Origin of the sequence: Rhodovibrio sodomensis (assembly GCF_016583645.1) — a bacterium.
In the GTDB taxonomy this organism is placed as follows: domain Bacteria; phylum Pseudomonadota; class Alphaproteobacteria; order Kiloniellales; family Rhodovibrionaceae; genus Rhodovibrio; species Rhodovibrio sodomensis.
Map to the genome: position 1 here is coordinate 17,651 of NZ_NRRL01000042.1, position 19,902 is coordinate 37,552.

The window sequence follows — 19,902 nt, forward strand, 5'->3', positions numbered from 1 at the left end:
CACCGTGGCTAGCCTCAAGGACCTCAAGAACCGGATCGACAGCGTCAAGTCGACCCGCAAGATCACGCAGGCCATGAAGATGGTCGCGGCCGCCAAGCTGCGCCGCGCCCAGGAGCAGGCGGAAGCCGCGCGTCCGTATGCCGAGCGCATGCAGCGTATGCTGGCCGCGCTGGCCGCCAGCGTCGAAGGCCGTCCGGACGCGCCGAAGATGCTCGCGGGCACCGGCAGCGATCAGAGCTATCTGGTCGTCCTGTGCACCGCCGACCGCGGCCTGTGCGGCGGCTTCAACTCCAACCTGGTGCGCGAGGCGGACCGCCGGATCACGCAGCTCCGCAACGAGGGAAAGACCGTCAAGGTGCTCGCGATCGGTCGGAAGGGCAATGACCAGATGCGCCGGCTGCATCCGGACATGCTGGTCGAGGGCTCGGGCGAGATCGGTAAGGAGCTCGACTACACCACCGCGCGCGCCTACGCCGACCGGATCACCAAGCTGTTCCAGGACGGCGAGTTCGACGTCTGCCAGCTGGTCTATTCGCGTTTCAAGTCGGCGATGCGCCAGATCGTGACGGTGCAGCAGCTGGTCCCCTTCTCCGCGCAGGAAGAGCTTGCTGAGCACGAGCAGGGCAAGGACGACGCCCGTCAGTTCGTGACCGGCGGCGGCGACGGCGCGGACAGCGGCGATTCCCGCGGCAGCGGCGGCACCTACGACTTCGAGCCGGACGAGGAATCGATCCTGAACGAGCTCTTGCCGCGCAACCTGGCGGTGCAGATCTTCCGCTCGCTCTTGGAGAACAACGCCGGCGAGCAGGGCGCGCGCATGACCGCGATGGACGGCGCGACCCGCAACGCCGAAGACATGATCGAGGACCTGACGCAGACCTACAACCGCACGCGTCAGGCCGTGATTACGACCGAACTGAACGAGATCGTCTCGGCCGCCGAGTCGATGAAGTAGGACGCGGCCTGCGCCGGTTGCGCTTGCGCGCGCAGGCGGCGGTCGGGTCCGCGACGCTCAACCCGAAGGAGCGAGAGCGCACATGGCACAGGGCAAGAACCTGGTCGGCAAGATCACACAGGTCTTGGGCCCGGTGGTGGACGTCAAGTTCGAGGGCGACCTGCCCTCGATCATGAACGCGCTGGAGTGCGACAACCACGGCAACCGTCTGGTGCTCGAAGTCGCGCAGCACCTGGGCGAGACCGAGGTCCGCACGATCGCGATGGACGCCACCGAGGGGCTGACCCGCGGGCAGGACGTGACCGACACCGGCGCGCCGATCTCGGTGCCGGTCGGGCCGGAGTGCCTGGGCCGGATCATGAACGTGATCGGCGAGCCGATCGACGAGCGCGGTCCGATCAAGACCAAGCAGACCGCGCCGATCCACGCCAAGGCTCCGGAGTACGTCGATCAGAACACCGAGACCGAGATGCTGGTGACCGGCATCAAGGTGATCGACCTGCTGGAGCCGTACCCGCGCGGCGGCAAGATCGGCCTGTTCGGCGGCGCCGGCGTCGGCAAGACGGTGCTGATCCAGGAGTTGATCAACAACATCGCCAAGGCGCACGGCGGCTACTCCGTGTTCGCCGGCGTCGGCGAGCGCACGCGCGAGGGTAACGACCTCTATCACGAGATGATGGACTCGGGCGTGATCCAGCCCGACGGCGACAGCAAGGCCGCGCTGATCTACGGCCAGATGAACGAGCCCCCGGGAGCGCGCGCCCGGGTCGGCCTGACCGGCCTGACCGTGGCGGAATACTTCCGCGACCAGGAAGGCCAGGACGTCTTGCTGTTCATCGACAACATCTTCCGCTTCACCCAGGCCGGCCAGGAAGTCTCGGCGCTGTTGGGCCGGATTCCCTCCGCGGTCGGCTACCAGCCGACGCTGGGCACCGACATGGGCGAGCTGCAGGAGCGGATCACCACGACCAAGAAGGGCTCGATCACGTCGGTCCAGGCGATTTACGTCCCGGCCGACGACCTGACCGACCCGGCGCCGGCGACGGCGTTCTCGCACCTGGACGCCACGACGGTGCTGGCCCGCTCGATCGCCGAGCAGGGCATCTACCCGGCCGTGGACCCGCTGGACTCGACCAGCCGCATCCTGGACAGCCGCGTGCTGGGCCAGGAGCACTACGAGACCGCGCGCGAGGTGCAGCGGGTGCTGCAGCAGTACAAGTCGCTGCAGGACATCATCGCGATCCTGGGCATGGAGGAGCTGTCCGAGGAGGACAAGCTGACCGTCGCCCGCGCGCGCAAGATCCAGCGCTTCCTGTCGCAGCCGTTCCACGTAGCCGAGGTGTTCACCGGCCTGCCCGGCAAGCTGGTCGCCGTCGAAGACACCATTAAGGGCTTCAAGGGCATCTGCCAGGGCGATTACGACCACCTGCCCGAGAACGCCTTCTACCTGGTCGGCACGATCGACGAGGCGATGGAGAAGGCGGAGAGGCTGGCTCAGGAAGCCGCGTAAACACCGCCGGGTCCGGTCCGCTGCCGGTTCCGGGGGCGCCTTTGGCGCCGGTCCGGGACCGGGCTGACCGAGCGTCCGCGCGGTCCAATCGGGAGCGTTTTCGCCGATGGCGGAACAGGAACAGATCGCCTTCGAGCTGGTCTCGCCGGAACAGCTGCTGCTGTCCGAGGGGGCCGATATGGTCGTCATCCCGGGTGCCGACGGCGACATCGGCGCGATGTACCGGCACGCGCCGCTGATCACCTCGCTGAAGGCGGGCGTGGTCGGGCTGTACGACGGCCGCACGGTGCGCGACCGCTATTTCGTGGCCGGCGGCTTCGCCGAGATCACGAACGAGCGTTGCACCGTTCTGGCGGAACACCCGATCAAGGTGTCCGAGCTCAAGCGGGCGGACGTCGAGCAGGAACTCAAGAACGCCCGCGAGGACGTGCAGGACGCCAAGAGCGAGGAAGAACGCGCCGACGCCGAGCGGCGCGTCGATGTCGCGGACGCCAAGCTGCGCGCCCTGCACGCGGTCGAGCAGGGCTGACGCTTCGGTAAAGCGGCTGAAACTGGGAGCCACCACTCGGCATCTTACCCCAGAGCCACAAACGCACCGCATCGACAGGCTAAACCGGGGCCCGTGGGATCACGGGCCCCGGTTGTTTTGTGTCACAGGCGTGAAACACACCGGATCGATGCACGTTGACGACGGTAGGGTGAAAACCGGGCCATGCGGGCCTTCCCGCTCGCTCCACGGGGCTTGAATCCCGCGGCAGCCGTGGCTTTATAGAGCCTAGGGGCTGTTAACCATATCGCCAGTCACGCCACACGACGCGTTCCAGCGACGAAGACGAGGCGCGGATACCTGATGGCCGAAACACAGACCACGGCGGCACACGCCGCCACCCAGACCGAGGCGCCGCAGTCGGCCGAGCGGAAGACCAAGAAGCCGGTCGACGCGCAGCGCCACTGGGACATGAACACGGACATCCCGTGGGACAAGTTCGACCCGTCGAAGGTCGACCCTGAGCTGCTCAAGATCATCAAGGCCGCCTCGATGGTCGAGTTCAACGCATGGGACTACGCGACCTATCTGAATAACGTCTTCTCCGACGATCCCGACGCGGTCGAGGAGTTCAACCACTGGGCCTACGAGGAGGTCCAGCACGGGCAGGCGCTCGGCAAGTGGGCGGAATACGCCGATCCCAACTGGCGCCACAAGGAACATTTCGACCGCTTCGTCGCCGGCTTCCGCCCGGACATCGACGCCACCCAGTCGATCCGCGGCAGCCGCGCCGGCGAAATGGTGGCGCGCTGCATGGTCGAGATCGGCACCTCGTCCTACTACGGCTCGATCGGCCAGCACACGCAAGAGCCGGTGCTGCAGGAGATCTGCAAGCGCATCGCCGCGGACGAGCTGCGCCACTACAAGATGTTCTACAAGAACATGAAGCGCTACCTGGAGAGCGAGAACCCGACCCGGATCCGGCGCCTGCGCGTCGCGCTCGGCCGGGTGCTGGAGACGGAGGACGACGAACTCTCCTACGCCTATTACGCGGCCAACTGCGATCCCAGTACCGCGTACGACCGCAGGACCTACAATCAGGCCTACATGCGCCGGGCGTTCGAGTTCTATCACCCCAAGCAGATCGAGCGCGCGGTCTCGATGACGCTCAAGGCCTCCGGCTTCAACCCGCAGAGCTGGTACGCCCAGATGGCCGCGCGCGGCGCCTGGTGGTTCGTCCGCCACCGCGCGTCCCGCCTGGCGGCCGCGAACGCGTAAAGCGGCAACCACAACGACCCGACGTTGCACGCAGCCGCCGGCGGCCCAACCGCCGGCGGCTTTTCGTTTTGCGGGCGACGCAAGCGTGTTACTGTAACGAACACTTGTTATGGTTACTGCTATGGCGACGACAGCAGCAGAGCGGCAACGATCACGACGGAATCGGCTTGCGGAACGGGGCTATCAGGACGTGACCGTCACCGTCCATCGAGATCAGGTCGCCCGGCTGAAAGCCGCAGCCGACGCGCTCAACGCGGGTCGGCCGGTCAGTGTCCGCCTTGTGCCGGCGCTGGACGCGTTACGGACGCTCGCGCCCGAACTGGAACGGCGGGGCGTCGCAAGGGCCGGCGTTTTCGGCAGTACCGCCCGAGGCGACGAAAGGCCCGACAGCGATCTCGACGTCGTCCTGGCCATGCGGGACGACATCAAACTGGACTTGCTCGCGCTTACGACTCTCAAGGATATCGTTGCAAGTCGACTTGCCGACGCGTTGGCGGGCGTTCCCGTGGATGTCTCGATCCGTGACCATATGCGCCACACGGTTCGCGAAGCCATGGATCGGGAGGCGGTCTATGCCTACTAAGCGGCCGCGGCAGCGCCTCGCAGATATCCGGGACAACGCCGCGCGGATCGAAGCGCACGTCGCTTGTATGACGCAGGCACAGTTCGAGACCGACCTCAAGGCGCGCGACGCCGTGGAACGGTGTCTGGAACGGATCTCCGAGGCCGCCAGAAAACTCGGGGATCGGTACGACACAGATTATCCCATGCTCGACCTTCCGGCTCTGCGTCGGATGGGGAGCGTATTTCGCCACGACTACGACAACCTCGACGCCGGCGTTGTATGGACGACCGTGCAGTCCAGGCTCCCGGCCATCAAAGCGATGGCGGAAACCGAAGTCGCGCGGATCGATGCAGAGGTCGATTAACTGGCGCCGCCGCCGCGCAGCCGGTCGACCACTGGGCGGAATTCGTCGATCACCTGGTCGTAGACGTCGCGTTTGAACGGCACGATCATCGACGCCAGCTTGTCGACGTCGGCCCAGCACCAGGCCTGGAACTCCTGCTCGTGTGCCTCCAGGTCGATCTCGGCGTCGTCCCCGGTGAACCGCAGGGCGAACCATTTCTGCGTCTGGCCGCGATATTTGCCGCCCCAGACCTTGGGGATCAGGTGGGCGGGCAGGTCGTAGCGGTGCCAGTGGGCGCTCTCGGCCAGGATCTCGGCGCTGTCGGTGCCGATCTCCTCCTTGAGTTCGCGCATCGCCGCCTCGCGCGGGCTTTCGCCCGGGTCGATGCCGCCCTGGGGCATCTGCCAGGCGGTGCCGCGGACGTCGACGCGCTGGGCGACGAACACCTGCCCGCGGCTATTCAGCAGCATCAACCCGACGCAGGGCCGGTAGGGCAGGCGTTCGATCTGCTCCGGCGTGGGGCGGGGGGCGTGCTGCTCGGGCATGTCGCGGTCGGTCGCCTCCATCTTTGGTCGTCCGCCGTGCCTCGTCTGCGGTCCGCGACCGCGTCGGGCGGACCGCTCAGCGCAGTTGGGCGGCGTTCTGCCCGGCCCGCTCGATCGCCGCATAGCTGGCCGGCACCAGAACGAAGCCGCGCGCGCCCAGCCGGTCGGTCCAGCTCGCCAGCAACTCCAGGCTGACAGGGTAGGGGTGGGCCATCACCACCGCCAAGCCCTGCTCCCGGGCCAGCCGCTCGGCCTCGACCAGCCGCGCCTCGATCGCGCGCCGGCTAACCTGACCACCGTCCAGGGTGCGGTCGTTGACCGCGAAGGGCAAGCCCAGGCGCTGGGCGATCTCGCGCGCGGCGCTGTCGGCGACGACGCCGTTGTCGACGAACATCAGCCCGCGCGCCTTGAGCGCCTGCAGCACCGGCTCGACGACCTGGCGGTTGGCGAGCACCGCGGCGCCCATCTGTGCGACCACGCCGACCTCCCGGTCGACCTGACCGAGCAGCCACGCCAGCCGCTGCAGGTTCTCGCGCGCACTGATCTCGGTCATGATCGCCTGGGGCCCGGGATCGGTCGCCGGGTAGTTCGCCGGCTCCATCGGCAGGTCGACCAGCACTTCATGCCCGTTGCGCCGGGCTTCCGCGGCCCAGGCCTTGGCCCGGTCCCGGGCGTACGGCGTGAACGACAGCGACACGTTGGCCGGCAGCCGGTTCACGGCGGTTTCCGCGGCCGCGCTCGATAGCCCCAGGCCGCGCACGATGATGGCGATCTTGGGCACGCCCTGCGGCGGGGTCATGCGCTGGGCGTAGCGTTTCCACGCCGGCGCATTGGAATCGCGCACCGGCAGCTGCGGCACGCGCGACGCCGAATCGCCGGATGTAGCGGGCGCCGTGTCCGAAGGGGCGGTGCGGTTTGCCGTCTGCTGGCCGGTTTCGGCCGTCCGCGCGGCCGCGCCTTCAGGGGAACCGTTCGCTCCCTCGTCCGCGAGCAGGTCGGTCGGTCCGCCGTCCAGCTGGGTTGGCGGCTGCGGGATGTTGGCGGCGACCCCGCCGGCCTGGCCGGCTTGCTCGTCCGGGCCGGCGGCCGCCGCGGCGTCCGCCGCCCCGCTGGTGCCGGCCGCCGGCGTTTGGTCGGGCGGCTCCGCCTCGGCCGCCGCCGTCTCACCCTGCGCTCCTTGCGTTGCGGCGCCCTCGGGCTCGGCCGTCTCGGCGTCGTCCGACGGTACGGTGTCGCCAGCTTCGGCCTCCTGAGAAGGCGGTTCCGGGGCGATCGGTTGCGGCAGGGACATCGACAACCGCGGGCGGTCGTCGACCGGGCGGCCGGTCGGCCCGGTGACGACCGCGTAGGTCGCGATCGCAGCGCCGGCTGCCAGCACCGCCAGCCACGCCAGAACCAGGGCGATCGGACCGCGCCGGCGCGGCCTGCCGTCAGCGCTGCTCAAGGTGCCCGTTCCCTGATTGGCGGTGGCAAGGGGGCTGGCGGCCGGCTGCGGCACCGGCGCAAGGCGGTCGGCGGATCAGTTGGCCACGCGCTGCTTGAACAGGGTCAGGCCGCGCAGCAGATCGACCGCCCGGGACAGCTGGTAGTCCTCGTTCAGCTGGGCGGCGTCCTGCTTGGCCTCCTGCTGTTCGGCGCTGTCCGACGTCGCGTTGTCGTTGGCGGCACCGTTCTGCTCGCCGTTCTCGAGCGCGCCCCGCAAGTCGGATTCGCGGCGGGCCTCCGGCCGGTCGATCAGTTCGACGTCGGCCGGCTCGACGGTGATGTCGGGCATGATCCCCTTGGCCTGGATCGACCGCCCGCTGGGCGTGTAGTAGCGCGCCGTGGTCAGGCGCATGGCGCCGTGGCCGGGCAGCGGGATGATCGTCTGCACCGAGCCCTTGCCGAACGACCGCGTGCCCATGATGATCGCCCGGTCGTGGTCCTGCAGCGCGCCCGCCACGATCTCCGAGGCCGAGGCGGAGCCGCCGTTGATCAACACCACCAGCGGCTTGCCGCCGGTCATGTCGCCGTTTTCGGCGTTGTAGCGCTGGCTGTCCTCGGGGTCGCGGCCGCGGGTCGAGACGATCTCGCCCTGCTTCAGGAAGCTGTCGGACACTGAGATCGCCTGGTCGAGCAGGCCGCCCGGATTGTTGCGCAGGTCGATCACGTAGCCCTGCAGATCGTCGCCCAGTTCGTCCTTGATCGCGGCGATCTCCTCCTCGAGGCCGGGCTGCGTCTGCTCGTTGAAGGTGGTGATGCGCAGATAGCCGACATCGCCGAAGGTCTTGGAGCGGACCGACTGGATGGTGATCTTCTCGCGCTCGATCGTGACCTCGAACGGTTCGCGCTGGCCGCGGCGGATGGTTAGCTTGATCTCGGTGCCGACCTTGCCGCGCATCTGATCGACCGCCTCCGAGAGCGACAGGCCGGTCACCGGCTGGCCGTCGAGCGCGATTATCAGGTCGCCGGCGCGGATGCCCGCGCGGGCCGCCGGTGTGTCGTCGATCGGCGAGACCACCTTGATCACGCCCTGCTCCATCGTGACCTCGATGCCGAGGCCGCCGAACTCGCCCTGGGTCTGCACCTGCATCTCCTGGAAGTTCTCCTTGGAGAGATAGCTGGAGTGCGGGTCCAGGTTGCTCAGCATGCCCTGGATGGCGGCCTCGATGAGCTCCTTGTCGCTGGTCTGTTCGACGTAGTCGGCGCGCACGCGCTCGAACACGTCGCCGAACAGCTTCAGCTGGCGGTAGGTGTCGGACCGCTCCTCGCTCGCGCCGTCAACGTTGTCGCTTTGCGCGATCGCGGGCGCCGTCGGGGCGAAAGCCAGCAGAGCGGCGCAGAGCGTCGCGGCCAGTCGGAAATGTCGCATCAACCTCGTACCTTGTCGCCGGTTCGCGCGAGCCAGGGCAGCGGATTGATCGGCTGCCCGGTGCGCCTGAGTTCCACATAGAGTTTCGGAGTTCGGCCCGCCGGCGGGTTGATCTGGCCGCCAGCCCCGGTTCCGCCCGCCGTCGCGCCGCCCGCCATCACGCCGACGGGCTCGCCCGCGAGCACCCATTGTCCGACCACCGCATCGATCCGTTCGAGCCCGGCTAGAAGACTATGATATCGCCCGCCGTGTTCTATTATCAAGATACGCCCGTAGCCCCGGAAGGGTCCCGCGTAGACGACCTTGCCGTCGTACGGCGCCACCACCTGCGCGCCCGGCCGGGTGACGATCTCGATCCCTTTGGCGCTGACCCGGCCGCCGGCGCGCCGCATGCGCTCGCCGTAGCGGGTCACGATCCGGCCCGCGGCCGGAACGCTCAGGCTGTTGTGCCTGTCGGGGAAGTCGCGGATGTCGGCGGGCCTGTCAAGACGCACGCCGCCGGCACCGGGCGCGCGCGCGCCCGGTGCCGGCGGCGTGCGGGCGGCGGTCTGGGTCCCCGCGGCCGGTTTCTCGGCCGGCGCGGCGCGGCTGCCGGCCTGCCGCGACGGCGGTGTGGGCTTGGTCGCCGGGGTCGGGGCGGCGTTGTCCCGGCGCGCGCGCATCGCCGCCTCGCGGGCGGCACGCTGGGCCTGCAGCTCCGCCATCAGTTCGCGCATCGTCTCCGCCCGGTCGGCCAGCGCCTCGGCCTCCTCCGCCGCGCTTTGCGAGCGCTGGATCGCTTCCGCGCGCAGCTCGCGCTTGCGGGCGGCCAGCTGCTCCAGCTCCGCGCGCTCCTGCTCTACCTCGCTGGCGGTTTCGCGCAGCTCGGCGCGCTGATCGGTGATCTCCTGGCTCAGCTGGCGCAGGTCGGCGATCTCGCGCTTCAGCGCCTGGGCGCGTTGCTCGATCTCCGGGATGGCAACCTGCAGCAGGTTGGCGGAGCGGACGATCTCCAGCGGGGACGCCCGGGCCACCGCGAGCGCTTCCGGCGGCAAGACGGCGATCCGCTGCAAGGCGGCGAGCGTCTTGGCCAGCTGACCGCGGCGCGCGTCGAGCTGCTGGCGCTTGCGCCGGCGCTCGGCCTCCAGAGTGGCGAGCGTATGCTCGATGTCGGTCAGTTCGCGCTCCAGCTCCTGGATCCGCCGGGCGACGGTGACCGACTTCGCCTTAAGGCTGCGCGCCTGTTCGGACAGGGTCGCCGCTTTTTGCTTGAGATCGCGCGCCTGCTCGCGGCGCTGCCGCGCGCGCTCCTCGATCGTCTCCAGCGAGGTGCCCGACGGCGGGTCGCCGCCGTCCTGTGCCGCCGCCGGCGCGGTCGGGCCGACCGCCACCAGCGCTGCCAGCAGCGCCGGCAGCGCGCGTTTCAGCAGCCGGGAGCGGTGCGAGTCAGGCTGTCGCACGATCTGCGGCGGTTTGTCGGTAGGCGGGCGCCCCGTCGAGCAGCGACAGGCCGTCCATATCCTCCGGCTGCGGCAGGTCGAGCAGCGCCAGCAGCGTGGGCGCCACGTCGGCCAGGATACCGTCGTGCAGGCCCTGCACGCCCTCCGGCGCGCCCGCCAGCAGAACCGGAACCGGGAAGGTCGTGTGCGCGGTGTGCGGCCCGCCGGTTTCGGGATCGACCATCTGGTCGGCGTTGCCGTGGTCGGCGGTGACCAGCATGCAGCCGCCGGCCTTCAGCACCGTCTCGCTCAGCCGGCCCAGGCAGCTGTCGACCGTCTCGACCGCCCGGATCGCGGCCTGCATGTCGCCGGTGTGCCCGACCATGTCGGCGTTGGCGTAGTTGACGACGATGACGTCGTACCGGCCGCCCTCGACCGCCTCGATCAGCGCGTCGGTCAATTCGGGCGCGGACATCTCCGGCTGCTGGTCGTAGGTCGCCACCTTGGGCGAGGGCACCATCTTGCGGTCCTCGCCGTCGAACTGGGCCTCGCCGCCGCCGTTGAAGAAGAAGGTGACGTGGGGATACTTCTCGGTCTCCGCCGCGCGCAACTGGGTCAGGCCCGCCTGAGACACCACCTCGCCGAACATGTTGTCCAGCTCCAGCGGCGGGAAGATCGGGTCCATCAGCTGGTTCAGCCGGTCGGAGTACTCGACCATCCCGACCGCGGCGGCGAACGACGGCATCCGCTTGCGGTCGAAGCCGTCGAACTCGGGGTCGACCAGCGCGCCCAGCAATTCGCGCACCCGGTCGGCGCGGAAGTTGGCGCAGACCAGCACGTCGCCGTCGGCGATGCCGGCGTAGTCGCCGATCACGGTTGCCGGCACGAACTCGTCGGTGGCGCCGTTGGCGTGGGCCTGCTGCACGGCGGTGACCGCGTCCGGCGCGGTGGCCCGGCCAGCGGCGTCGACGAGCGCGTTATAGGCCTGCTCCACCCGGTCCCAGCGCTTGTCGCGGTCCATCGCGTAGTAGCGGCCGGTCACGGTCGCGATCTCCGCCTCCGGCGCCTCCCGCTGCAGGGTGCGGATGTAGTCCGCGGCCTTGTCCGGCGGGGTGTCGCGGCCGTCGGTGAAGACGTGGATCCTGACGTTCAGGCCGGCCGCGATCATCGCGGTCGCCAGGTGGGCGATGTGGCGCTGGTGGCTGTGCACGCCGCCGGGCGAGACCAGGCCGATCAGGTGGCAGGTCACGTCGCCCTCCACCAGGCGGGCCATCGCCTCCTTCATCGCCGGCGATTCCGCGATCGTGCCGTCGTCGCAGGCGTCGTCGATGCGCACCAGGTCCTGCGGCACGATCCGCCCGGCGCCGAGGTTCATGTGCCCGACCTCGGAGTTGCCCATCTGCCCCTCGGGCAGGCCGACGTCGCCGCCGAAGGTGGACAGCGTGGCATGCGGGCTCGCCTGCCACAGCCGGTCCATCACCGGGGTGTCCGCCTGGGCGACGGCGCTGTGGGTGGGATCGGGGTTGAGCGCCCAGCCGTCCAGGACACACAGGACGACCGGACGGGGCCGGTTGGGATTGGGTGCGGCCGGGGGTGCGTGCGGTTCGCTCATGGCATCCCCTTTATAGCCGACCCGGCCGGCTCACGACAGGGGCCGGCGGCTGCCTTTTCGGCGGCGCGGCAAGGAGTCCCGCCGGTCGGCCATGAGCGGCCAGCCCGTGGGGTGAATCAGGCCGGCGCCCTCGGGTCGGCGGCGGTCATTTGTGGTAGGGGTGGCCCTGCCGGATCGCCTGGGCGCGGTACAGCTGTTCGGCCAGCAGCACGCGGACCAGCATGTGCGGCCAAGTCATCGCGCCGAGCGAGAGCTTCAGGTCGGCGCGCTGCAGCAACCCCGAATCCAGCCCTTCCGCACCGCCGATCGCGAACGCGACCTCGCCGACGCCGTGGTCTTCCCAGGCGCCCAGCCGGTCGGCGAACGCCCGGCTGGACAGTTCCGTGCCGCCGGCGTCCAGGGCGACCAGGGTGGCCTGCTCGGGCAGCGCTGCCCGTAGCAGCTCGGCCTCGTGGGCTTTCAGCTGGTCGCCCTCGAGCGGCTTGCGCGCGCTGACTTGCTTGAGCGCGAGCGGCCAGGCGAGACGCTTTCGGTAGTCCTCGAACAGCTCGGGCAACGGCCCGCGCTTCCAACGGCCGACGGCGGCCAGGGTCAGGCGCATTTGGGTGTCCGGAGCTTGGCGCGGCATTAGAGCACGCCGCGCGCGACACGGCCGGCGAGCACGCCGCGCGCGACACGGCCGGCCACCGCACGGCCGGACGCCGACACGGCGTGAACCCCGCGTGCGCGTGGCGACCCGGGCCCTGCCCGGCCGGCCCGGCGCCACCGCCCGGTTACGCCAGCACGTTCTCGCTCGACGGGTCGTCGATGCTCTCGTCGATGGTCGGACCGCCCCACATCTTTTCCAGATTGTAGAACGCGCGGACCTCGGGCCGGAACAGGTGGACGATCACGTCGCCGGCGTCGACCAGGACCCAGTCGCCGCGGGTCATGCCCTCGACCGGCACTTCGCCGCGGCCGGTCTGCTTGATCTTTTCCCGCAGCTTGTCCGCCATCGAGGCGACCTGGCGGCTGGAGCGGCCGCTGGCGACCACCATGTAGTCCGCCATGGTGCTTTTACTGGCGAGCTCGATGACGACGACGTTATCCGCCTGATCGTCGTCCAGCGACGTCTTGACCAGCTCGAGCATGTCCCGGCTGACCTCCTCGAGATTGGGCGCGTGCGTCGGGGCGCCCGCTGTGCGCGCGGTTGGTATGGTTACCTCTCCACCAAACGGGATTGCGGGACCGGACGCGCGGACCGACCGGTCCGCCCGCCGTACGCCGAACTCGGCCCGGCAGCCGACAACGACGCAACCGCCCGAGCCTTGGCCCGATCCGCCCCCAGCCGCGACATCCCTGGTTTCAGGGGGCGGCGGGCGGGACCGGTGCGGCGGCGCGCGGCGGTCGGCAAGGGTACGGTCGTGTCCTTCAGGTTCGCCTGCAGGTCTGCCTGCGTCTCGGCGGTCGCTGCCAAATGCCGGCCGGTCTGTCTGAGCCGGCAGTTCAGCGGCGTTGCGCCCGGATTTCCGTCGCCGACCGCGGGTCCCTGGTCGCGTGCAGGAAAACCCAGGCCGGCGGCTCCTGGTCCGCCAACTGGCCCGAGTTGCATTCCCGCACCCGGGCCCGGCGGAACCGCTGTGCCGCTTTCGCGGCACTCGCCCGTAAAGAATAATTGGGCCGGTCGAAAACGGCAACGGGCACGCTGTGAAATATTTGCGGCCAGCCGGCCCAGCGGTCGATCTGCACCAGGTTGTCCGCGCCCATCAGCCAGACGAAGCGCACGCCCGGGAACCGCCGGGTGAGGGCGCGCAAGGTGTCCAGCGTGTACAGGGTGCCGAGGTCCGCCTCGATCGCCGTGGCGCGCACGCGTGGCCGGCCCTGGATCACCGCCCGCGCCCCGGCCAGCCGGTCGGCGAGCGGCGCCATCCCGGTTTTCGGCTTGAGCGGGTTCTGCGGCGTGACCAGCCACCAGACCGCGTCCAGCCGCAGGCGCTTGAGCGCCGCCTCGGAGATCGTCAGGTGACCGCCGTGGGCCGGGTTGAACGACCCGCCGAGCAAACCGATCCGCTGTCCGCGCGCCGGCAACTGACCGCCCAGCGCGCGCGCCAGCCGCCGTGGCGTGGCCGGCCGGCTGGTCAGCGCGGACCGGCCGGCCGCCGCCCAGGCGCCGTAAATGACACCAGAACTTCGGGGACGCCACGACGCACACTCGCTCTCGGAACCGGAAATCACGTCGCGTGACGCCTCGAAAAGGAAGTCGTTGGCAGGGCGGTAGGGTGAACGCCCGCGACTGTCGGCCGGCGACGCCGTGACTGTCAAACATCCAGGCCAGAGTTGAGTCCGGTGCACGCCAAACGATAGCGCAAAGCTCTCGCAGGGCCCTTGGCGTGCAGATTCTGCTGGTCTAATCGCGTCGGTTAGATAATAATCGTGTTACAGAGCATCTTGTGTTGTTTTCCAATCGGGGAGGGTCGTGCCGTGCATACCACCAAGGCAGTCCTATTAGCATCTCTCGGACTTACGCTGGCCGCATGCCAGACAACTTCCGATTCCACCGAAACGAGTATGTCCGCCGAACAGCCGGTTCAAAGCGAACTTGCGCCGATGCCGGACCCAGGAGCGCCGCAAGTTGGAGATACCGTCTATGGCAAGCAAGATGGTGAGGACCGATGGAGCCGTATCGTGTCCATCGACGGCTCGATTGTCACGCGCGAGGCCAATACCGGGTGCACCTGGGCGCGGGATCTCAGCTATGGCCGGTTCTTCTCGCCGACGAAATCCTGGGAGGGCTGTGGCGGCAGTACCGGGTATCGGGAATTCAGCGGTATGTCGGGCGACGACATCTGGCCTCTGGAAGTCGGAAAAGCCTGGTCCTACGCAGCGACCGGCTTCTCGAACGGGAACGGCTGGGACTCCGGCACCGGATGTGAGGTCACTGGAACCGCACGCGTGACCGTCCCGGCCGGCAGTTACGACACCTACCGAGTGCTTTGTAACAGCAAGTGGACAAAGCAAACCTTCTACGTGTCCCCAGAGGAGGGGCATCCGGTCAAGTTCTCGCAAGAGCGTAACGACCGGCGATCCAGTGCCGCCGAATACACATGGGAGTATGTACGTTCGGAGGTGGCGCCAACAAGCTAGCCCGGTTAGCCGCCTCAAATCCGCAGCCGCCGCAGCTGATACGGTGCGGCGGCTGTTTTGTTCGTAGCAGGCGGGAGCCACCATGGCGCCCCACCTTTGTCCACGCGCTCACCTCCGGCACCGGTGGGCCGGCTGAAAACCGGCCGTAACCGACAGAGCTGTGCTACGCCCCCAGCCGGCCCAGGTTGGCGGTGGTGAAGGCGGGTACCTCGCCGGGGGCGTCGGCGGGCAGTTGGGCCTCCGTGCAGACGCGGTTGCGGCCGTCCTGCTTGGCGAGGTAGAGCGCGCGGTCGGCGCGCTGCAGCAGGTCGTCCAGCCGCTCGCCCAGCTGGTAGACCGCGATGCCGAGCGACAGCGTCACCTTGCCGTAGCGCAGGTCGGTCTGGCGGCTGGTCAGGCTGTGCTGCGCCAGGCTGCGGCGGATCTGGTCGGCGACCACGGCGGCGCCTTCGAGCGTGGTCGCCGGCAGGATCAGGGCGAACTCCTCGCCGCCGTAGCGCGCCGGGGTGTCGCGGCCCTTGAGGTGGTTGCGCAGGTGCCGGGCGACCAGCTTCAGCACCTCGTCGCCCACCCGGTGGCCGAAGCGGTCGTTGAACGCCTTGAAGTGGTCGATGTCGGCCATCACCAGCGCGAGCGCGCCGCCGTCCTCCAGCGCCGCGGCGCAGGCCTCGCGCAGCCGCTGGTCGAACTGCTTGCGGTTGGCGATTCCGGTCAGCGGGTCGGTCAGGGCGTCGCGCCGGACGGTCTCCAGGTCTTTGCGCAGCTGCTCGATCTCGCGCTTGGAGCGGCTCAGGCGGTGCTCCAGCTCCTGGTTCTTGATCAGGATCGCGCGGGTCTCCTGGCGCAGCTGGCGCAGCACCGTCTGCACCGTCTCCGCGGTCGGGCCGCCGTCGAGCGTGCCCGAGATCTGGGCCAGCTTGCGGCCGTACGCGCTCTGGTCGGCGCCGTAGTCGCTGAGCAGGCGCAGGACCCGCTCCATCGCGGTTTCCAGCCCTTCGCCGGCCGCCTGGACGGTGTGGTCCAGGCGCGAGCGGGAGACGAAGCGCTCGTAGATCTCGGCGTTGCGCTCGGCGGTGAAACTGCGGTGGTTGGAAATCACGACGTCGAGCGCCTTGACCAGCTCGGGGTCGGAGCCGGCGGCGTAGGCGTACCAGATGGTATAGTTTTCGGGTGTCGCCGGCACGTCGTGGCGCGCCATCGCGTCCATCGCCCGCTCGGCGATCGCGCGCGCGCCGTCCGTCTGTCCTGGCTGCATCGCCGTCTCCGAGCTTTCGGCCTGCCCGACTCCCGGGTTTACCTAGCCCGGAATGGGTTAGCAAAAGGTTGAGGCCGGGCGCGCCGGGCTCGGAGACTCCGCGCGCGTTGCGGAACCGACCGGCTTACGGCCGGGTCTGGCCGGTGCCGCGGACGACGTACTTGTAGCTGGTCAGCTGCTGGGCGCCGACCGGCCCGCGGGCGTGCAGGCGGCCGGTCGAGATGCCGATCTCGGCCCCCATGCCGAACTCGCCGCCGTCGGCGAACTGGGTCGAGGCGTTGACCATGCAGATCGCGGCGTCGACCTCGCGCCCGAACCGCTCGGCCGCGCCCGCGTCCGCGGTCAGGATCGCCTCGGTATGGCCGCTGCCGTGGCGGTTGATATGGGCGATCGCGCCGTCCAGGCCGTCGACCGCGCCGATCGTCAGGATCGGCGCCAGGTACTCGGTGTCCCAGTCCGCCGCCGCGGCCGGCTGGATCCGGCTGTCCGCGGCGCACACCGTGTCGTCGCCGCGCAGCTCGCAGCCGGCCGCGCTCAGGTCGTCGACGATCGGCCCCAGGTGCGTTGCCAGCGCGTCACGGTCGAGCAGCAGCTTCTCGGTCGCCCCGCAGATGCCCGGGCGGCGCAGCTTGGCGTTGTGCACGATCGAGACGGCTTGGGCGACCGCGGCGCTGGCCTGGACGTAGGTGTGGTTGATGCCCTCCAGGTGCGCCAGCACGGGCACGCGCGAAGTCTCCATCACCCGCTGGATCAGGCCCTTGCCGCCGCGCGGGACGATCAGGTCGATCTGTTCGGCCATCGAAAGCATGTGGCCGACGTTTTCCCGGTCCGCCGAGGGCGGGCGCTGTACCGCGTCCGCCGGCAGGCCGGCGCTCTCCAGGCCCTGGCGCAGGCAGTCCAGGATCACCCCGGCGGACTGCCAGCTCTCCGACCCGCCGCGCAGGATCGCGGCGTTCCCGGCCATCAGGCACAGCCCGCCCGCGTCCGCGGTCACGTTGGGCCGGCTTTCGTAGATGATGCCGATCACCCCGATCGGGACCGAGACGCGCGCGATGTTCAGGCCGTTCGGCCGCTCCCACTGCGCCAGCGTGGCGTTCACCGGGTCGGGCAGCCGGGCGATCGTCTCCAACCCGGCGGCCATGCCCTCGATCCGGTCCTGGCTCAGCTTCAGCCGGTCGAGCAGCGCGTCCGACAGCCCGTCGGCGGCGTCGACGTCGGCCTGGTTGGCCTGCTGCAGTTCGTCCGCGCGCCGGCGCAGCGCGGCGGCCGCGGCGTTCAGCGCCGCCGCCTTGGCCGCGCCGTCGGCCCGCGCCATCGCCAGCGCCGCCGTGCGGGCGCGCGTGCCGACGTCGTGCATCCGGATCTTCAGGTCGGTCGTCTCGTGCAGCGCCTGAACGGTCATGGTTGGGGTCTCGTCGGTGGTTTCTTCGTTTGCAGTTGTTGGGGAGTCGCGGCGGCTTTGCCGATCCCCCTCCCCCACTGCGAGGCGGGGCTAGGGGAGGAGGGGCCACGGGCATCGATGCCGCGGGCAACCTCCTCTCCCTGGCCCTCTCCTCCCAGGGGAGGAGAGGGGACCCGCGGCGGGCGTCCGTCGGATCCGTGCCGTCGACCGTGCTTGCGCGTCTTACCATCTAACCGGCGCGCGGGGACAGGCCCCGTTCCCCTACGACAGCACCAGGTCGTCGCGGTGGATCAGTTCTTCGCGGCCGCGGTAGCCGAGGATCCGTTCGATGTCCTTGGACTTGTGGCCGATGATCCGCCGGGCGGCGTCGTCGGAGTAGGCGGTCAGGCCGCGGGCGACCTCGCGCCCCTCGGCGTCGCGCACGATCACCGCGTCGCCGCGTTCGAACCGGCCGTCGACCTGGGTGACGCCGGCGGGCAGCAGCGACTTGCCCGCCTTGAGCGCGTTCAGCGCGCCCGCGTCCAGGATCAGCGATCCCGCCGGCTTGAGCGTGCCGGCGATCCAGCGCTTGCGCGCCTGACGCGGCTCGACCTGGCTCTCGAACCAGGTGCAGCGCCCGCCCTCGGCGACCGACCTGAGGGCGTGTTCGGGCCGGCCCTGCGCGATTGCCATGTGGCAACCGGCGGCGACCGCGATCCGGGCGGCGGCCAGCTTGGTGACCATCCCGCCGGAGGAGTAGCCGGGCAGGGCGGCGCCCGCCATCGCCTCGATCTCCGGGGTAATCTCGTCGACCCGCTCGATGAACCGGGCGTCGGGATCGCGCTTGGGATCGCCGGAGTACAGGCCGTCGATGTCGGACAGCAGCACCAGGCCTTCGGCGTCGATCATCGCGGCGACGCGCGCGGCCAGACGGTCGTTGTCGCCGAACCGGATCTCGCTGGTGGCCACCGTGTCGTTTTCGTTGATCACCGGCACCGCGCCCAGGCGGAGCAGCGTGGCGATCGTCGAGCGCGCGTTCAGGTGGCGCCGGCGTTCCTCCGTGTCGGCGAGCGTGACCAGCACCTGCGACACGGTGAGCCGGTGCCGGGCGAGCGCCTCCTGGTAGGCGTGGGCAAGCTGAATCTGACCGGTCGCGGCGGCGGCCTGCTTTTCCTCCAGCCGGATCGCCTTGCGGGTCAGGCCCAGCTGGTGCCGGCCGACCGCGATCGCGCCGGAGGAAACCAGCACCACCTCGGTCCCGTTCGCGGCGAGCGCGGCCACGTCGTCGGCGAGCGCATTCAGCCAGTCGCGCTTGACCCGGCCGGCCGTGTCCTCGACCAGCAGGGCGGAGCCGATCTTGACCACCACCCGCTTCATCTGCGCCAGCGCGGGCAGGGCGCCGCGGGTCGCGGACGGCGCGGCCGTCCCGGCGTGCGCGTCGCCGGCCATCAGCGCCCCTCCCGGTCCGCGGCCAGCGGGTCGAACGGGGCGGCGGCGGCTTCTTGCGCCGCCTCGCGGTCGCGCTGGATGTAGCCGCGCAGTTCGGCCAGCAGGTCGGCCACGCCGGTGCCGGCGATGCCGGAGACCTTGTGCACCCGCCGTCCGCTCGCCTTGGCCAGCAGCTGGGCCTGCTCCTCGGCCAGGTCGTCGGGCAGGGCGTCGACCTTGTTGAGCGCGACCACTTCCGGCTTTTCGTCCAGGCCGTGGCCGTAGGCGTCGATCTCCTGGCGGATCTTGGCGTAGGCGGCCTCGGTGTCCTCGGTGCCGTCGACCAGGTGCAAGAGCACGCTGCAGCGCTCGACGTGGCCCAGGAAGCGGTCGCCCAGCCCGCGGCCCTCGCTGGCGCCTTCGATCAGACCGGGCACGTCGGCGATCACGAACCGCTCGCCGTGCGCCTCGGCCACGCCCAGGTTCGGCTGCAGGGTGGTGAACGGGTAGTCCGCGACCTTGGGCCGGGCGCGCGAGGCCGCCGCCAGGAAGGTCGACTTGCCGGCGTTGGGCAGGCCGACCAGGCCGACGTCGGCGATCAGCTTGAGCCGCAGCCAGACCCAGCGCTCCTCGCCCGGCCAGCCGTCGTCGGCCCGGCGCGGCGCCTGGTTGACGCTGGACTTGTAGCGGACGTTGCCGAAGCCGCCGTCGCCGCCGCGGCACAGCACCACGTGCTCGCCGTCGGCCTGCAGGTCGGCGAGCAGCGTTTCCTTGTCGTCGGCCAGCAGCTGGGTCCCGACCGGCACCGCGATCACCGCGTCCTTGCCGTTGGCGCCGGTCTGGTTCTTGCCGCTGCCGTGGTGCCCGCGTTCGGCCTTGATGTGCTGGTGGTAACGGAAGTCGATCAGGGTATTCAGGCCGCCCTTGGCGACCACCACGACGTCGCCGCCGCGCCCGCCGTCGCCGCCGTCCGGGCCGCCGAACTCGATGTACTTCTCGCGCCGGAACGACATGCAGCCGTTCCCGCCGTCCCCGGCCTTGGTGTAGATCTTCGCTTCGTCGAGGAATTTCATCTAACGACACCCGTCGGCTCGAAATCCCCTCTCCCTCGAGGGGAGAGGGAGGGGCCCGCGGACCGAAGGTCCGTGGGC

Annotated in this window: 19 protein-coding genes; 7 read left to right on the forward strand and 12 right to left on the reverse strand. The window is 69.9% G+C overall.

The window, feature by feature from the left end; translation table 11 throughout:
- Positions 1-4 precede the first annotated feature (4 nt).
- The 6 genes from CKO28_RS14735 (at position 5) to CKO28_RS14760 (ending at position 5,159) form a co-directional block, all read left to right on the forward strand.
- On the forward strand, positions 5-955 hold the full coding sequence (locus tag CKO28_RS14735; RefSeq protein ID WP_200341560.1) for a F0F1 ATP synthase subunit gamma: 951 nt from the start codon (positions 5-7) through the stop codon (positions 953-955).
- A gap of 82 nt (positions 956-1,037) precedes the next feature.
- Positions 1,038-2,465 carry a F0F1 ATP synthase subunit beta gene (gene atpD, locus CKO28_RS14740; protein WP_200341561.1) on the forward strand — a complete coding sequence of 476 codons (1,428 nt, stop codon included), beginning with the start codon at positions 1,038-1,040 and terminating at the stop codon, positions 2,463-2,465.
- 106 nt (positions 2,466-2,571) lie between these two features.
- The gene (locus CKO28_RS14745; protein ID WP_200341562.1) at positions 2,572-2,994 is read left to right on the forward strand and encodes a F0F1 ATP synthase subunit epsilon; all 423 of its coding nucleotides are present in this window, start codon (positions 2,572-2,574) and stop codon (positions 2,992-2,994) included.
- Positions 2,995-3,315: 321 nt separating this feature from the next.
- Positions 3,316-4,230: an acyl-ACP desaturase gene (locus CKO28_RS14750; protein WP_242480576.1), complete on the forward strand. Its 915-nt coding sequence runs from the start codon at positions 3,316-3,318 to the stop codon at positions 4,228-4,230.
- Positions 4,231-4,420: 190 nt separating this feature from the next.
- Complete coding sequence (locus CKO28_RS14755; protein WP_200341563.1) at positions 4,421-4,813, forward strand: nucleotidyltransferase domain-containing protein; 393 nt, start codon at positions 4,421-4,423, stop codon at positions 4,811-4,813.
- Positions 4,803-5,159: a HepT-like ribonuclease domain-containing protein gene (locus tag CKO28_RS14760; protein WP_200341564.1), complete on the forward strand. Its 357-nt coding sequence runs from the start codon at positions 4,803-4,805 to the stop codon at positions 5,157-5,159. The genes CKO28_RS14755 and CKO28_RS14760 overlap by 11 nt, the downstream gene beginning before the upstream one ends.
- Here CKO28_RS14760 and CKO28_RS14765 read toward each other — a convergent pair.
- The 8 genes from CKO28_RS14765 to CKO28_RS14800 form a co-directional block, all read right to left on the reverse strand.
- The gene (locus CKO28_RS14765) at positions 5,156-5,704 is read right to left on the reverse strand and encodes an RNA pyrophosphohydrolase (RefSeq protein WP_242480578.1); all 549 of its coding nucleotides are present in this window, start codon (positions 5,702-5,704) and stop codon (positions 5,156-5,158) included. The genes CKO28_RS14760 and CKO28_RS14765 overlap by 4 nt on opposite strands.
- Before the next feature lie 55 nt (positions 5,705-5,759).
- Positions 5,760-7,127, reverse strand: coding sequence for a divergent polysaccharide deacetylase family protein (locus CKO28_RS14770; RefSeq protein WP_200341565.1), 1,368 nt, complete (start codon positions 7,125-7,127; stop codon positions 5,760-5,762).
- A 75-nt stretch (positions 7,128-7,202) separates the two neighbouring features.
- Complete coding sequence (locus tag CKO28_RS14775) at positions 7,203-8,534, reverse strand: S41 family peptidase (protein WP_200341566.1); 1,332 nt, start codon at positions 8,532-8,534, stop codon at positions 7,203-7,205.
- Entirely contained in the window at positions 8,534-9,973 is a 1,440-nt protein-coding gene (locus CKO28_RS29140) for a peptidoglycan DD-metalloendopeptidase family protein (protein ID WP_200341567.1), read from the reverse strand. Before CKO28_RS29140 ends, CKO28_RS14775 begins: the two co-directional genes overlap by 1 nt.
- The gene (gene gpmI, locus CKO28_RS14785; RefSeq protein ID WP_200341568.1) at positions 9,960-11,564 is read right to left on the reverse strand and encodes a 2,3-bisphosphoglycerate-independent phosphoglycerate mutase; all 1,605 of its coding nucleotides are present in this window, start codon (positions 11,562-11,564) and stop codon (positions 9,960-9,962) included. The genes CKO28_RS29140 and gpmI overlap by 14 nt, the downstream gene beginning before the upstream one ends.
- A gap of 145 nt (positions 11,565-11,709) precedes the next feature.
- Positions 11,710-12,165, reverse strand: coding sequence for a 23S rRNA (pseudouridine(1915)-N(3))-methyltransferase RlmH (gene rlmH, locus CKO28_RS14790; RefSeq protein WP_200341569.1), 456 nt, complete (start codon positions 12,163-12,165; stop codon positions 11,710-11,712).
- Positions 12,166-12,337: 172 nt separating this feature from the next.
- A complete protein-coding gene (gene rsfS / locus CKO28_RS14795; protein ID WP_200341570.1) occupies positions 12,338-12,694 on the reverse strand; it encodes a ribosome silencing factor in 357 nt (118 codons plus the stop codon).
- A gap of 355 nt (positions 12,695-13,049) precedes the next feature.
- A complete protein-coding gene (locus CKO28_RS14800) occupies positions 13,050-13,778 on the reverse strand; it encodes a nicotinate-nucleotide adenylyltransferase (protein ID WP_338050140.1) in 729 nt (242 codons plus the stop codon).
- Between the two features lie 333 nt (positions 13,779-14,111).
- Between CKO28_RS14800 and CKO28_RS14805 the strand changes: the two genes are divergently transcribed.
- A complete protein-coding gene (locus CKO28_RS14805; protein WP_200341571.1) occupies positions 14,112-14,687 on the forward strand; it encodes a hypothetical protein in 576 nt (191 codons plus the stop codon).
- Positions 14,688-14,850: 163 nt separating this feature from the next.
- On the opposite strand, the gene CKO28_RS14810 is transcribed toward CKO28_RS14805, so the two are convergent.
- The 4 genes from CKO28_RS14810 to obgE all read right to left on the reverse strand — a co-directional run bounded on the left by CKO28_RS14810 (position 14,851) and on the right by obgE (position 19,824).
- Positions 14,851-15,942 (reverse strand): GGDEF domain-containing protein, encoded by a 1,092-nt coding sequence (locus tag CKO28_RS14810; protein WP_200341572.1) that lies wholly within the window; start codon positions 15,940-15,942, stop codon positions 14,851-14,853.
- Between the two features lie 124 nt (positions 15,943-16,066).
- The gene (locus tag CKO28_RS14815) at positions 16,067-17,344 is read right to left on the reverse strand and encodes a glutamate-5-semialdehyde dehydrogenase (protein ID WP_200341573.1); all 1,278 of its coding nucleotides are present in this window, start codon (positions 17,342-17,344) and stop codon (positions 16,067-16,069) included.
- A gap of 261 nt (positions 17,345-17,605) precedes the next feature.
- Positions 17,606-18,772, reverse strand: coding sequence for a glutamate 5-kinase (gene proB / locus CKO28_RS14820; protein ID WP_200341574.1), 1,167 nt, complete (start codon positions 18,770-18,772; stop codon positions 17,606-17,608).
- Positions 18,772-19,824, reverse strand: a complete 1,053-nt coding sequence (gene obgE / locus CKO28_RS14825) for a GTPase ObgE (protein WP_200341575.1) — start codon at positions 19,822-19,824, stop codon at positions 18,772-18,774. Before obgE ends, proB begins: the two co-directional genes overlap by 1 nt.
- Between the last annotated feature and the right edge of the window lie 78 nt (positions 19,825-19,902).